At 35.0% G+C, this 15813-nt stretch carries 12 protein-coding genes; 8 read left to right on the top strand and 4 right to left on the bottom strand.

What is annotated here, in order from left to right:
* The first annotated feature begins 187 nt into the window (after positions 1-187).
* The 8 genes from proB to BXY64_RS17010 all read left to right on the top strand — a co-directional run bounded on the left by proB (position 188) and on the right by BXY64_RS17010 (position 9379).
* Positions 188-1258: a glutamate 5-kinase gene (proB, locus tag BXY64_RS17045; protein ID WP_120241192.1), complete on the top strand. Its 1071-nt coding sequence runs from the start codon at positions 188-190 to the stop codon at positions 1256-1258.
* Between the two features lie 54 nt (positions 1259-1312).
* Positions 1313-2560: a glutamate-5-semialdehyde dehydrogenase gene (locus BXY64_RS17040; protein WP_120241191.1), complete on the top strand. Its 1248-nt coding sequence runs from the start codon at positions 1313-1315 to the stop codon at positions 2558-2560.
* A gap of 114 nt (positions 2561-2674) precedes the next feature.
* Entirely contained in the window at positions 2675-3979 is a 1305-nt protein-coding gene (locus tag BXY64_RS17035) for a cryptochrome/photolyase family protein (protein ID WP_120241190.1), read from the top strand.
* Positions 3980-4340: 361 nt separating this feature from the next.
* Positions 4341-4883 (top strand): RNA polymerase sigma factor, encoded by a 543-nt coding sequence (locus BXY64_RS17030; RefSeq protein WP_120241189.1) that lies wholly within the window; start codon positions 4341-4343, stop codon positions 4881-4883.
* Between the two features lie 11 nt (positions 4884-4894).
* Positions 4895-5695, top strand: coding sequence for a HEAT repeat domain-containing protein (locus BXY64_RS17025; RefSeq protein WP_120241188.1), 801 nt, complete (start codon positions 4895-4897; stop codon positions 5693-5695).
* A gap of 67 nt (positions 5696-5762) precedes the next feature.
* Positions 5763-6554 (top strand): DUF4097 family beta strand repeat-containing protein, encoded by a 792-nt coding sequence (locus BXY64_RS17020; RefSeq protein WP_120241187.1) that lies wholly within the window; start codon positions 5763-5765, stop codon positions 6552-6554.
* Between the two features lie 121 nt (positions 6555-6675).
* The gene (locus tag BXY64_RS17015; RefSeq protein WP_120241186.1) at positions 6676-7374 is read left to right on the top strand and encodes a DUF4097 family beta strand repeat-containing protein; all 699 of its coding nucleotides are present in this window, start codon (positions 6676-6678) and stop codon (positions 7372-7374) included.
* 202 nt (positions 7375-7576) lie between these two features.
* Positions 7577-9379, top strand: coding sequence for a MutS-related protein (locus BXY64_RS17010; protein WP_120241185.1), 1803 nt, complete (start codon positions 7577-7579; stop codon positions 9377-9379).
* 93 nt (positions 9380-9472) lie between these two features.
* Here the strand turns inward: BXY64_RS17010 and BXY64_RS17005 are convergent, their stop codons facing one another.
* The 4 genes from BXY64_RS17005 to lgt all read right to left on the bottom strand — a co-directional run bounded on the left by BXY64_RS17005 (position 9473) and on the right by lgt (position 15750).
* Positions 9473-11647, bottom strand: a complete 2175-nt coding sequence (locus tag BXY64_RS17005; RefSeq protein WP_120241184.1) for a hypothetical protein — start codon at positions 11645-11647, stop codon at positions 9473-9475.
* Positions 11610-12650, bottom strand: coding sequence for a hypothetical protein (locus tag BXY64_RS17000; RefSeq protein ID WP_120241183.1), 1041 nt, complete (start codon positions 12648-12650; stop codon positions 11610-11612). The genes BXY64_RS17005 and BXY64_RS17000 overlap by 38 nt, the downstream gene beginning before the upstream one ends.
* Before the next feature lie 360 nt (positions 12651-13010).
* Entirely contained in the window at positions 13011-14843 is a 1833-nt protein-coding gene (locus BXY64_RS16995; RefSeq protein ID WP_120241182.1) for an ankyrin repeat domain-containing protein, read from the bottom strand.
* Between the two features lie 106 nt (positions 14844-14949).
* Entirely contained in the window at positions 14950-15750 is an 801-nt protein-coding gene (lgt, locus tag BXY64_RS16990) for a prolipoprotein diacylglyceryl transferase (RefSeq protein WP_120241181.1), read from the bottom strand.
* Between the last annotated feature and the right edge of the window lie 63 nt (positions 15751-15813).

Raw genomic sequence — 15813 nt, 5'->3', positions numbered from 1 at the left:
GAACAAAAGGCTTTACTAATTAATAATCGGTATTAAAGTATTGCTTTAAATAGAAAATTACTATTTACCAAGCATACAATCATTTATTGCATTGCACATTTTAAAAAATTGCGATGCAACCATTCGCATCTTGCACCAATATTAGGGTAGCAAGATGTAGTTGCGTACACCATAAAAAATCAAGATCATGAAGCGAATTTGCATCAAAATAGGCTCAAACGTTCTTACCAAAAGTACGGGCCAAATCGACAAACAGAGAATTAAAAACCTTGTATTTCAGATATCAGAATTAAAAAAGTTGGGATATCAGTGCATTCTTGTATCATCAGGTGCTGTAGCAGTCGGGAGAAATAAAATAAACCTGAGTCAAAAGACAGATACAATTTCTGCCCGTCAGATATGGTCATCGGTTGGGCAAGTTGAATTACTAAATATTTATTCGAAGTACTTAAAAGAGCACAACCTACAATGTGCCCAGGTATTGGTAACAAAGCAGGATTTTAGGACCAGGGAACATTATCTGAACATGAAAAATTGCATCAGTTCCCTCTTGTCCAATGATATCTTGCCGGTAATCAATGAAAATGATGCGGTTTCGGTTACTGCTTTAATGTTTACCGATAACGATGAACTTTCTGGTCTTATCGCATCGATGATGGACTGCAAAGCACTTTACCTGTTAAGCAATATTAATGGTATTTATACAGGAGACCCAGAAGATCCTAATGCAAAATTGCTAAGAACCATTAATGGTGATATCAACCGATTAAAGCAGTATATCACCACCAAAAAATCCAATTTCGGACGTGGTGGAATGCTTACAAAATGCAGTATCGCCGGAAGAATAGCCAAATCAGGAATACCTGTGCACATTGCCAATGGTTCAAGGGATAATATTGTTTTGGATTTAATTGCAGATCATGAAAATGTGGATCACACCGAATTTATAGCTTATAAAAAAGCATCGACAGTAAAGCAATGGCTTGCCGGATCTGATGGGTTCGAAAAAGCACAGGTAATTATTAACCAAGGGGCTGAAGAGGCATTAAATTCAAACAATGCTACAAGTTTGTTACCTATTGGCGTAAGCGATATTAAAGGAAGTTTTGAAAAAGGAGATATCGTAAAAATCATGAATGATAAAGGCCAAGTTTTAGGATTGGGAAAAACCTCCTACAGCAAAGCCAAAGCAGAACTTCATATAGGTAAAAGTGGAGCAAGGCCATTGGTTCACTATGATTATTTATTTCTATATTAACAATTGAAATAAAGACAATTATACTACATTATCTTACATTTAAATTCAAACACAATGAATACCATAGAACAATTCCATAAAATCAAAGAAGCATCCCGAAAAATGCCTCTTTTATCTGCCCAAAAGATCGATAAGATTCTATTGAAACTTTCCAAAGCAATCGTTGATTCCAGCTCAAAAATTTTGGAAGCAAACCAAAAGGATTTGGATCGTATGTCTACTTACGATCCAAAGTATGATCGTTTATTACTAAATCGTGAAAGAATAATTGGTATTGCAGGCGATGTTGAAAATGTTGCCGGATTAGATTCCCCATTGGGACGTACACTATCAACAAAAAGGCTCGAGAATGGTTTGCTGATTGAAAAGATAAGCGTGGCATTGGGCATTGTTGGCGTTATTTATGAAGCCAGGCCAAATGTAACCATTGATGTTTTTGCACTTTGTCTAAAATCGGGAAATGCCTGTGTTTTAAAAGGCGGAAGCGACGCCATGTTCTCGAACCAAACCCTAGTGAAGATCATTAAAAACACATTGGAAGAAGAAAAGGTCGATGCTGAAATTGTTCAACTTCTATCGCCGGAACGAGAAGCGGCAGTAGAGTTAATGAATGCACAAGGATTTGTAGATGTTCTGATCCCACGCGGATCACAGAATTTAATCAACTCGGTTCGTGAAAATTCAAAAATTCCGGTAATTGAAACCGGAGCTGGTATCGTTCACACCTATTTTGACAAAGATGGAGAGCTTGAAAAAGGGAAAAACATTATTTACAACGCCAAAACAAGACGTGCAAGCGTTTGTAATGCCCTTGACTGTCTCATTATTCATTCCGATAGAATTAATGATCTTCCAGAGCTTGTAAATCAGTTAAAAGATAAAAATGTAGAAATCTATGCAGATCAGGAATCGTTTGACATTCTGAAAGGCTCATATAAGGATCAGCTTTTACACCAAGCAGGTGAAGATTCCTATGGCACGGAATACCTAAGTCACAAAATGTCAATCAAAACAGTAAAGGATTTTGAATCGGCCCTTAATCACATATACAAGTACAGTTCAAAACATAGCGAGGCTATAATCAGCGAGAACAAAGAAACCATAAAAGCCTTTTACTCAATGGTTGATGCCGCAGCCATTTATTCCAACACTTCAACTGCTTTTACCGATGGTGCACAATTTGGACTAGGAGCTGAAATTGGCATCAGCACACAGAAACTTCATGCCAGGGGACCAATGGCTTTGGAAGAATTGTGCTCTTACAAATGGATAATTACCGGCAACGGACAAACAAGAACTTAAATTCTCATGCCCGAATGAAATGCAGATCATTCGGGCTTTTTTTGTCCTTTTTATCTTTATCATTAAACATTTTCTGGTTTATATTGTATTAAGAAAAAACAATAAAACAAGATAATGGATAAATACACTCTAATTTGGCTTAGAAGAGACCTGAGATTGCATGATAATGCAGCAATATATCATGCCTTACAATCGGAAAACAAACTCCTGTTCTACTTCAATTTCGATACTGAAATATTAGATCAAATTGAAAACAGAAGTGATGCACGGGTAAATTTTATTCATACCGAACTTCAAAAAATCAACCAGCAACTCTCACAATTTGGCTCTTCCCTAATTGTAAAACATGGGCTGGCGCAGGAATGCCTATTAGAGGTAATTAATGACTATCCAATAGCGAATATCTATGCAAATAAGGATTATGAGCCGTTCGCTATATCCAGAGACATGAACTGCAAAGATATTTGTGAATCTCAACAAATAGAATTTCAACTTTTTAAGGACCAGGTCATCTTTGAAGAGCAAGAAATCCTAAAAAAAGATGGAAAACCTTATACAGTTTATACTCCTTACATGAAGAAATGGCGTTCTGAGTTCAATTCGAAGGAGCATCTACCCTATTCGTATAAACTAAACTCTTCGAATATTGCACAAGTTGAATCCAAGGAAATCCCATCTTTATCTGAGATTGGTTTTGGTGAATCTTCTATTGAAATCCCTGCCATTAATCTATCTGCGGATATGCTCAACAATTATGACGCCCGTAGAAATTTTCCTGCCTTAAAGGCCACTTCAAATCTGGGTATTCATCTTCGTTTTGGCACCATTAGTGTTCGCCAGGCAGTACAAGAAGCATTAAAAGCTGATGACCAATTTTTAAATGAGCTTATCTGGCGAGAATTTTTCATGCAAATCTTAGTCAATTTTCCAAAAGTTGAAAGCGAATGCTTTAAACCGGCTTACAACAATATTCAGTGGCTGAATAATGAGGAAGAGTTTGAACTATGGACAAATGGTAAAACAGGCTTTCCGATTGTGGATGCCGGCATGAGAGAATTAAAAGCCACAGGCAACATGCACAATCGCGTTAGAATGATTGTTGCCAGCTTTCTGGTTAAAGATCTTTTAATCGATTGGCGTTGGGGTGAAGCCTATTTTGCCAATCATTTGCTCGATTACGATCAGGCAGCCAATAATGGCAATTGGCAATGGGTAGCAGGATGCGGCTGTGATGCAGCTCCCTATTTCAGAGTTTTTAATCCCATTGAGCAACAAAAGAAATTCGATCCCAATTTTGAATACATTAAAAAATGGGTTCCTGAATTGGGTACGGATTCCTACCCTAAACCTATGATCGATCACAAATTTGCGAGAAATAGAGTTCTGGAGACATATAAAAAAGCAATCAATACATATTAGCTAAAAATCTAAAATGAAAATCTATTACAGTCCTGTATTGCACACCACTATTGCGAATGCTCATTTCAAAGTTTTTCACCGTAGCGATGGCTACGCCTGCAAAACTTCTCATTGCGCTTCCCAATATTAATACACACTACAGAACTTCATGACGATTCCATTTTAGATATTTAGGTATTAACAGTTAATACCTACTAAGTACACTATCCTATTTCATAAATAATCAAACTTTTATGAAGTTAATTATACCTACGTTCATAATTTTTTACAAGAAAATTTTAACTTGCCTTGTAACCATTCCCATATTCCCGGGTAACCAATACAGAAAGAAGAACAAAACACGCTAGCAATTAATTTTATTGTGAAGAAAAAAGATGACGAACAATTAATGGTTTTAGTAAGATCTGGTGAGTTAAATGCATTATCACCTTTGTTCGATAAATACCACTTAAGACTTTATAATTTCTTTCTGAGATTGACAAAAAATCAATCCATTAGTGAAGACCTTGTACAGTCGGTATTTAGAAGAATATTGACCTATCGAAAGACTTATAATGAACAACACAAATTCCGATCGTGGATGTATCAGATTGCAAGAAATGTTCATGCAAATTATTATCGGGATAATAAATTAGTGATTTCAGGCTTTAGTGAACCTGAAAAAATCGAATATGAAACCGATTCGGCCATAGAAGAAATGGAAAAAGAATCCAGAAAGAGAATCTTATATGAGGCGATGGACGGACTACAAACAGATCAAAAAGAGATCATAGAGCTCAGTCGATTTCAAGGTTTAAAATACCGTGAAATAGCCGAAATAACAGGCCTAAGCGAAACAGCCGTGAAAGTAAAAGCCCACAGGGCAATCAACAAGCTAAGAGAACTTTATTTTAAACTGGCTTAAATTAAACAAGAATGAATTGCAAATACATACAAGACCTTCTGATAGAATATTTAGAACACAATTTGAACCAGGAACAGGCCAATGAAGTTGAAAACCATCTTATCTCTTGTGAAAATTGCAGGAATGAATACCAACTTGCCAAACAATTTTTGCATACGATAAATGATATTGAAGATGAACAGCCAAGCGCTAATTTAAGTATGAATTTCAACCAATTATTAGAAGAGGAGAAAGAAAATCAGCGACAGGAATCGATTCAATTTACAGATCAAAAAGAAAACCATTATAAGTTTGGTGAATTCCTGAAGTATGCAGCAGCTATTCTTATCATTTTCGGAGTTGGGTTTTTATTGGGTAAAAACTCACCCTTCACCAATGATCAAAGCATGATGATTGCAAGTTTGCAATCGGATTTGAATAACATGAAGCAAAATTTAACGATGGCTACTTTAAAACAACCAACCAGTAGTCAGAGATTAAAGGCTGTTAACATTTTGGAGAAGCAAGATGTCGCAGATGATAAAGTTTTGTCTGTATTGGTACAAACCTTGCAAAGCGATGCCAATGTAAATGTTAGGATGGCAGCAGCAAATGCACTTACCAAATTTGCACAGCATCCCTTGGTTAGAAATGCCTATCTCGAAACCTTAAAAAATCAAAAAGAACCTTCTATTCAAATCACTTTGATCAATATACTCATCGATATTCAAGAGAATAGGGCTAAAATTTTACTGGAGGAGATCATGAAAGAAGACGACAACCTTCCGGTAGTTAAAGAAATGGCCAAAGAAGGAATTAAAGTTTTTGTTTAGAATAGATTTTAAAATACAATATGCCGGCAGCACAATTAATTACAAATCCAAAAAAGTATCAAAAGTTATGAATACACTCAATAAAATTCTTATTACCTGCTTTCTACTAAGCGGAGTAACAACTCTAAAAGCACAAAAACAAAATTTTGATGTTAGACCTGGTAATCAAGTGTGTATTACCAATATTCTGGGGACTATTAAAGTAGAGGAATATGATGGCAATGGTATTAGTATCGAAACCAACTATGAAAAAAGAATTCCGGCTAGAGCCAAAGGTCTAAAACCAATTTACGGTAGTGGATTAGAGGACAATACCAATCTTGGCATTAATTCAACCAAAGAAGGAAAAACTATTACTTTAACAGGATTGGGTAGAGAGACCAAAAACAAAAACTACTATTTTAAAATTCCCAAAGGTGTGAGTTTGAAAATTGATTGCAAAAGCCCTTTTGCTTCTTCAAATCCAATTGTGGTTCGTAACTTCAGTTCAGAAATTGAAATCAACACCTTAATGCCAAGTGTCAAACTTGATAAAGTTACAGGTCCTGTAATCCTTGATTTAATTAACGGAAGTGTGGATATTGTCTTTAGCAAGCTAGATCAAAAAAGCCCTGTATCCATTTCCGCTATCAATGGTAATGTTGATATTACCATGCCTTCAGACACTCCTGCTAACATTGAGTTAGGAACAATAAATGGCGAATTCTATACCGATTTTGACATTAAGGTTGACGAAAAAGAAAAGAAAGGTCTTTCGTATGTTGGTGGTGGCAATAAAATTAAAGCCCAAATTAATGGTGGTGGTGTGAATTTTAAAGTAAAAACCATCAACAACAACATTTACCTTAGAAAAAAATAGAGCCATCAGGCTGCTTCGGATCCTTGTTTTATTCTAACTCTTACAAATTACAGAGTTAATCATTTTTTCCCTGGCAGCCTTTTTTGTGCCCTTTTGTTAACAGTTTCAAAACCTCAGAAATATGAAAAAATCAATTTATATCACATTATTGCTCTTATTGGGGACAGTGTTTGCTAATGGACAGAAGATTGTTGAAAAATCTGTAAAGATCTCATCAGATGAGAAAATCTCTTTGGAGTTTAAATTTGCTGATGACATTAAAATTTCGACCTGGGATAAAAACGAAGTGTATGTTAAAGCTTCTGTTAATATCAATGAAAATGAAGACAATGATGCTTTTCGATTTAATGTAAATTCATTTTCCAAAGGCATCGTAATCGAATCGGAAATTGAAAATATGGAAGATTTGCACAGAACCACAATCATTCAAAGAGAACAGAGCAAAGATGGAAAAACGGAAACCATTACAACCAATTCCATTGACATGGAGCTTTTCTTTGAAGTAAAACTACCTCGAGATGCCAGATTATCAATCAATACCATTAGTGGTAACATAAACATTGTTGGCTTACAGAACAAAATGGAGATAGAAACCATTAGTGGATTCATTGACTTGAGTCTACCTAGCAAACAACAAGCAGATCTGGTTTTGAATACAATTACCGGAGAAATGTATACAGATTTTGATTTGAATACAAAAGACATGGGAGAATTAAAGCATTACCACAACGGTAAATTCTCTACATCATTAAATGGTGGCGGAGAGGAAATTTTCTTAAAAACGATAAGTGGTGACATCTTTCTACGAAAAAACAAGTAATACAACTACTTAGTTTCTTCTTACCAAAGATTTGTTATTACCTTTTTTTACACAGCTTAAACCTTTGAGACAATTATAGCTCAAAGGTTTTTGTTTATTATAAGCCTTCTTTTAGATTCAATAATTACTCATTGTAAGCGTAGATTTAGTAGTTTTAGCTTCTCAAAATCAATTAACCTAAGAAAGAAGCAAAATTACACCTATGAATCTTGATTTTTATTCAAAACGCATACAGAATTTTAAAGAGGAAGTTCAGCTGTTAAAAAAAGCAAACCGCAAATATTCAGCAATTAGATTGTTTAGTGCAGTTGGAGCTTTTGTTCTTTTTTATGTCATTCTTCCCTATTCAATGCCTGCAGCTATTTTAGTTGCTGCCATTCTAATTGGAGGGCTGGCCTATTTTGTTCGCAAATACAGCAGAAATGAGAAAAACATCAAGAGGCTTCTGAAATTGATTGAAATCAATGAAAATGAATTGAATTGTTTGGAAACTAGGCATAGTAAACTCTATAACAATGGCAAGGAGTACAAAATACATAACCATCCTTACAGTTCCGATTTGGACATGTTTGGTGAACACTCCATTTACCAATTGATTAATCGTTGCGTAAGCAAGAGTGGAAATGACTGTTTGTCCTCCTACTTATCTGCTCCAGCTGACAACTCAACCATTGCCCAAAGACAAAAAGCCATTCAAGAGTTACGCAATAAAATCGATTGGCGCCAGAATATCATACAATACGGTTTGCAACGAAAACTAAAGACCGATGATCCTGATTTTGTAGGCGAATGGGGCAAAATGCCAACCCCTTTTCATGGCAATAGAAAATTATTGCTTGCCATCTCTATTTTACCATTTCTGTCGCTTCCAGCACTAATTTATGCAATGATAGGTTCTTCGATTCCAATTTTGATCTTGCTGATGATTAGCATCGCAATTCACTACTTTAACTTCAAGAAGGTAGGCATTGCTCATAACAGCACCTCTAAACGTGCAGATATGCTTAAGATTTATGCGAAAATCATTGAAGAATTTGAATCTGAAGCCTGGCAATCGGAAAAATTAAATGAAATCAAACAAAAGCTAGCGAGTAAGGATATTAAATCCTTCCAAAAAATTAGAAAACTTGGAAAACTAATTGAGCTTCTTGACCAGCGATACAACATGTTGGTTCAAATCCTATTCAATGCACTTTTCTTTTATGAATTGCACTTGCTTTTCCGCATCGACAAATGGAAAACAAAGTATGGACATGAAATTGAAAGCTGGTTTGAAAGCATTGGTGAAATTGAAGCTTTAAGCAGCATGGCCAACCTAAGCTTTAATCATCCGGAATGGACTTTCCCAACAGTTGTTGAGGATCACTTTAGACTGGAAATGAAAGAAGCTGGTCATCCAATGATTGATGAAAGCAAGCGTGTTTGCAACGATTATGAAATGAAAGGCCCTGGAGTAGTTCACATTGTTACAGGGTCGAATATGGCAGGAAAAAGTACCTTTTTGCGTACCATAGGTGTAAATGTGGTGCTTGCATTGAGTGGCGCCCCAGTTTGTGCAAAGCAAATGCTGGTTTCGAATGTTGAGGTAAATACTTCCATGCGAATTAAAGATTCTATTGAAGAAAACGAATCCTCGTTCTATGCCGAACTGAAAAGAATTCAGCAGGTGTTAGATAAAGTAAACAAGAAAGAAAATGCACTGCTTTTACTTGATGAAATCCTTAGAGGAACCAATTCCAAAGACAAACACACAGGATCGGCTGCTTTAATCAAGCAATTGGTGAAATACAATGCAGTAGGATTGGTTGCCACCCACGATTTGGAATTGTCGGTGTTGGAAGATGAATTACCTGGCCATGTAGAGAACAGGTTCTTCGACATTAAAATCGATGGTGAACAATTGTACTTCGATTACAAAGTTCAGAACGGTGTTTGCAAAACCTTTAACGCCCCTATTTTAATGAAGAAAATGGGAATTGAAATGGAATTGATAAACAATGAATAATGAACAATTCATAAAAAAATCCGAACCAGTTTGGTTCGGATTTTTTGTATTATCGCTAATGCTTTATTTATTTTCTAATTGCCAAAACAATTACTAGTTTACATAAAACTGAAAGTATTTGCACTCCTCAATAATTCTTTCATAAAACTCAGTGTCCTTATATTCCTCTTTTAATTTTAAGAATTCATCCCGATATCCCCTGTTCTGCATGTCTTCTTCCTTAAGATCGCTTTTCCAATAAAGGTTTTCCCTATTATCTGTTAAATACTTATTCTGATTGGCTTTGGCTGCCAAGTAGTAACATTTTGCCTTCATTTCCTTATCATCCGACATCTTTGCTGCCTTTAAGAAATTTTGATAAGCATCTGTACAATCAAAACTACCTGTATAATAGCCTCCCGACCAATAATACGCCTTAGCATTCCAGGCATAACCAAAATAAGATGTATTGTATTGTGCATTACCCAACAAATAATAATCCATGGCAGTTGCTCTTTCTTCTTTTATTGCTGTGTTTATTGCATAAAGTGTCTGTGCCAACTTTAGTTTACTATATTTCACAGGTTTAAGCAATTCATCATCTCTATCGTTAATTAAATAATTAAACGGATTTGCGGACAGATAAAAGGTTTGGCTGCTTGCTTTGTATTCTTCACTCAGTTCTGATAAAACATCTACTGCCAAATCATTTTCGTTATCTGCAAGGTAAGATGTTCCAAGCATTTCCTTTAAATATTCAGAATTTGTACTAAAGTGATTTTTTAAAATATAACCAGCAAACCAAGTTAACTGATCCTGATTGTCTGCCAAATCGACCAAAGCTTTTAATTTTTCCGTATCCAGCTCTGTACGCAAATCATACATTCTTTCATCTACATTTAGCGGATATGGCAGTTTGTTGGATGGATGACTCATGAAGAAATAAGCAAAATCTTTTACTTCCACATTCCAAGTGGACTTCATTTCGTTTTGTCGCTGAATAGGATTTTTGCTTTTATCGGTTATTAGCAAAAGGTTCTCAATAATATCAAGCTGATTTTTAAAAGCCTTTGGTATGTTTTTAGAAAGAAGAGCCATCTGTTCTCTAACGCCATCAAAATCTTGTATTAAAAAATTCGTATACAAATAACTTATCCTCCAAAAATCAATATTCTTAATTTGCTTTTCATCAATACATTTAGATAAAAATCGATTAAACTTTTGTAGATAATCACTTAACTCTTGATTGATGTTTGATTTGTTGAAATACAACTGATAAAAGACATTCTCAGCTTCTTTATTCTGCAAATAAATTGATTCTATTTTATTAATTTCCCTGCAAATTAAAATTGGTAAATATTCCGATTTTGGATTAATCTGATACAAAGAATCAATATCGGCAAGAGCAACACTACCCAATTGCGAAGCTCTCATAAAGTACATGCTTTCTTTTTGTTTATCGGTATCACAAGCATTTAATAGCTCATGCCATTCCTCGTCGGTATCAATTTTAACACTACAATAACTCGAAAACCTTTTACCAGGACTATTCAAAAATACTTCAATAAAGTTTTTTCTACCTTCAGCTGCCAACCCTTTTATAATCTGTACTCCTGCAATATGATCCAGGGTCCAATAATACATGATTGATTTTTCGTTCTTTGCCAGTTTGGTGTTCCAAAATGCAAGGCATTCATCATATTTCTCGGCATGACGCATTAACTTCACCAATTGAAATCCTAACCTTTCTTTCAGGAATAAATTGGAACTGCTTTCAAACATTGCCTTTCCCTTAGCAATTACCTGGTTATAAACCGTAAGATCTTTCTCCTTTAGTTCCTCCCAATAATAAACAAATCGCGGATTACAATGCTGCTCACACTCTTTTGCAAAAAGCAAATAGTCAAAAATTTGGGTATCATTGACAAGTACCCACTGTAATACTTCATTATTTGCCTGACTTGGATTGTTCCTGGCCTTTTTTAAATCATCCTCCGAAAGTTTGTAAATGAATTGCTTTAATTCCTGATCATCAAAAGATACAGGGAAATAAGCTTTCCAAAGTTTTAAATTTTCGTCATGCTCATTCTGCTGCGGATACCACACCGAAATATTCGACCATGGCTCATCGTTAAAGGTTATTGAGGCAAACTCCTGTCCTGCAATCATATATTTGGGCTTAAATAACCTAAAATAGGTTTCATATTCCTCCCAACCGCCGCAAGCTTTGGAAGGCAAACAAAAGATTGTGCTAATTAATAACAGCATTAAAACTTTTAAAATCTTCATCTGTATATAATTGTTTAATGTTATTGAATAAGTGATAATAAATTACTTTGTCCGGATTTAGATATTCATTGTTTCGAATCAACTTTAACCCTTCCTCAATTTCTTTGGCATCAATTCGATCCACTCTAAGCACATCGCCCTTGTACAAATACAAACCTTGCCAGTAGCCATTTTTATTGATTTTGTATTTATTCTGACTCAACTTTGTAAAATGCTCTTTCGCGGAATTGAGGTTTTCAATATCGGGATGGTGAATAATTTTAACAGCCTTTCCAAATCGAAATACCAAAGCCCAGCTAAATGTTGGCATGGCAATATCTAAATGCAATGGATAAGGAGCTTTTACCTTCAAATATTGCTTCAAAATATCATTACTATAAATAGCATTGCTTGCTTCACTATCCTCAAAATCGCCCATATTATAAACCATCAGACTCCCTTTGTCAACCGGTGGAATGCCTGTTTTTTCAGGATATTTGAACTGATGAAGTCGAATGGTGGCAGAAATTGTACCAAACTGAGGCAAATATTTTTTTAACTGCTTCAAATAAGCAAAGTAATGTACACGAGTGCTGGGAGTCCAGTCACAATCGATTTGAATTTCATCTCCAAATGCAATGTCCTGCGTATTTTCAATATAATTGATATGAGCAGCAGTTCGATGAGCCAATGAATCTACAGCTGCAAAATCGATGTTTTTAAAACTTCTATTGGTAATAAAAATGCAGGGAATAACACTAATATTCTCAGGCAATTGATTCTTAACATGTAGGCTTGACAGAAATGCAGGAGCTTTACTTTTATCCTTAAAATCGATATCAAATATTCTTACATACAACTCATTTGCATTGAAGTCTTGCAAAAGTTGAGTTTCGTCTGTCTTCAAATCAAGCGTTTGCTCCCAATGATAAAAAGTGCAGGTACGCTCCTTTTTATTACATCCAACAAATAGCGCCAATATCGTTATAACAATTACTATACGATTTATCTTAAAATACCACATTTTGCTACTCTTAAGTTTATTTTCTTCGCAAAGGTAAAGTTATTTTAAATGTATTTTACATTAGATTATTTTTTTATAACAAATAAATCATTTGAGTTCATGTCAAATACAAATATCTATTAGGTATACTCATCTTGTTTTTTTGACACGACAATGTTTTGTATTCAACAAATGATAACTCCAATTGTCTGATTTTTAAAAACATGATTGGGCATCCTCACTCAAAGTGAGATTTACAATAAAATATCAATATTAAAACATTTCTAAAGTTATTAATTACTTTATACATTCAATACTTACATAATTATTCCTATTTCCTGTTTTTATTGTATTAGCACCTTCTTTTTACCTGAAGGCTACTTACTGAATATCACTTTCAATTTTTTGTTTTAATTCTTCCAGACAATTATACATCTCGGGATATAATCTTTTATTTACGTCACCTCTTTCCTTATCCAACATCCAAAAATTAATTAAATCGAGAGTTGATTCGCCCTTGTAATTCAACACTCTAAAATCTAGTCGACTACTATTGGATATTAATTCCTTTAAACAGGCACAAGCATCTTTCTGAGCACCCAAACGCAAATAGTTTAGATTATGAATCATTTGCATTAAAGGGGTGTTACCATCTGAATTTTGACTATTCACATTGGTATGAGGATTACTTACTAAAGTTTTTACCAAAACCGTTGCATAAGCATCCACAGCATAATGTAAAGCAGTCGCACCAATGTAGTCAGGCAGGTTTAGATCAATATCAGGCTTTTGCATCAGTTGCTTTACCAATTCTGAACGCAATTGCAGGTTCGATTGAATTTCTTCATCAGAATATCCATATGACCTGTCCTTTGTGTAACACAGCCAGGTCAAAGGTGTTCTTGCCAGTTGATTTTCGATTACATTAGGATTGGCATTATAATCCAGGCATAGCTTAATATTCTCCATGTAAAAATCAAGGTCATCTATTTTCGCATCAGTGCCTATTCGGTATACAAATTTCGACAATTCCTGTGATGCTCCATAATTATACTCCTTATTCGGCTTTAGCTTGTCAACAAGTTCTGTATTCTTATCATCTAACCAGTTTTTTCTGCTTGCGTAATCAAAAGAGGTAAAATTGACATTGTTTAAGCTATTCAATTTCAGGTCATCTCGCGTAAGAAACAGGCTGATTAACTCAATTCCTCTGGCATTTATTCTATTTACTCCACTGTTGCCACTCATTAAATACTGTTGCAATGGATTGTTGTTATAGTAATAGTTACAAATGTTTACATCTGTCTTGTCACTGCTCAACAGTACCTTTATTAGCTCAACAGGATGATTGCAAGATTTCTTTTCCAGGTAATATTCCCCCAAAGCGTAATGCATCGCAGTATTTCCCTTGATATCCTGAATATTCGGATTTGTACTTTTCAACGAAAGTGCTTCCTGTAATAAGGCTAGCTTTTGTCTGTCACTAATGTTTTCCCACTCTTCAAATAAAAACAATTTGTGTAAAGGAGTCTGTCCCAAAGAATCCTGCATATTCCAATAAGGTACAGACCATCCTTTGTAGTTATCCTTAACACGAATGGTAAGCTTCATACACTCCCCTTCATCTACAATTTTATTTTGATTTCTATCCGTAAATACCAGCAGATAAAATTCGCTTAGCCGTATATCGGACATGGCTGTTAATTGACCCATAAAGTTTAAAGAGTCAATCTCGAACTCCAACTTAAGCATATTGTCCAACGAAGCAATTGAATCCACCCTTTTATTTTCCTCATTCTCATAAAACAGATAGTGATGTGCACTTGAATTAAATCTCAGAGCTTCATAGCTTCCATTTTTAGCTGTAGCCATTCCTGTTCCCGGAGCAAAACACTCTATGGTGTCAATTGCCATGCCTGTTTCCACCACAGGCAATTGAGATACATTATAAAATGCTGTTATGCGCGTAGCGTAAAACTTTTTGCTTGCTACATCATAGGGTTTATTGTAAAAACGAAGGGTAAATTTGCTTTTATCTATCTCTATCGTATCGCTTTGGGCAGATATTGGCAATTCAATACCATTCTGGAAAACATAAACTGTACTGTAGTTATCGAAGCTTTTATTTTCCGTTAATTTTAAAGTTGAACATGATTGTAGTACAAAACCAATAAGAGCAATTGCAATGAATTGTAATAGGTATTTTATCTGCATTCTGTAATTCTTCCTTTTTCAGATTAATGAATTCTATGTGTATAGGATACTAAACAAAAAAATCCGAACCATAATGATTCGGATTTTTAAATTTCATAATGAATCTTTATGCTGTTTTTGCTTTTAAATTCTTAACAACAAAATAAGCTCCCAACAAAACAAACGGTATACTTAACCATTGTCCCATATTTAAAGCCATACCTTCTTCAAATGCTTCCTGATTTTCTTTGATGAACTCGATGAAGAAGCGAGCTGTAAAAATCAATACCAAAAATGCACCGAAAATCATACCTGAACGTTGTTTTGCATCGGTTTTCCAATACATAAACATTAGTACACCGAAAGAAATAAGGTAACAAATTGCTTCGTACAATTGTGCTGGATGACGAGGTGCTTGTGGATCTTCGATTGAAGCTCTTACAAACTCAAATCCCCAAGATACAGTTGTTTTCACTCCAATAATCTCAGAATTCATCAGATTACCCAAACGAATGAAACACCCTGCCAAAGCAACCGGAATTACAACGTAATCCAAGATCCAAAGAATTGATTTCTTGCTTACCTTTTTTGAATAGAACCACAAAGCGGCGATAATACCAATTGCAGCGCCATGGGATGCTAATCCTCCACGCCATACTTTAATAATTTCAGCCGGATGTTGTGAATAAAATTCCCATCCATAAAAGAAAACATGGCCTAAACGTGCTCCAACAACGGTAGCAATCATGGTATACAAGAATAATTTATCAAGCCATTCCAACTTGATACCATCCTTTTTAAACATCTTCTCAACGATATAGTATCCCAACAAAAAGCCTAAGGCAAAAAGTAATCCGTACCAACGAACGGAAAAGGAACCAATCGTAAAAATTTCGGGTTTAATATCCCAAAGGATTGATAGTAACATATCAGTTATTTTTAGAATTCAGTGTGTTAAAACCAAATGGATTGCCCCGACTAGCAGAACAAT

It is taken from the genome of Marinifilum flexuosum (assembly GCF_003610555.1).
GTDB lineage: Bacteria > Bacteroidota > Bacteroidia > Bacteroidales > Marinifilaceae > Marinifilum > Marinifilum flexuosum.
This window is presented reverse-complemented; position numbering and strand designations above follow the sequence as displayed.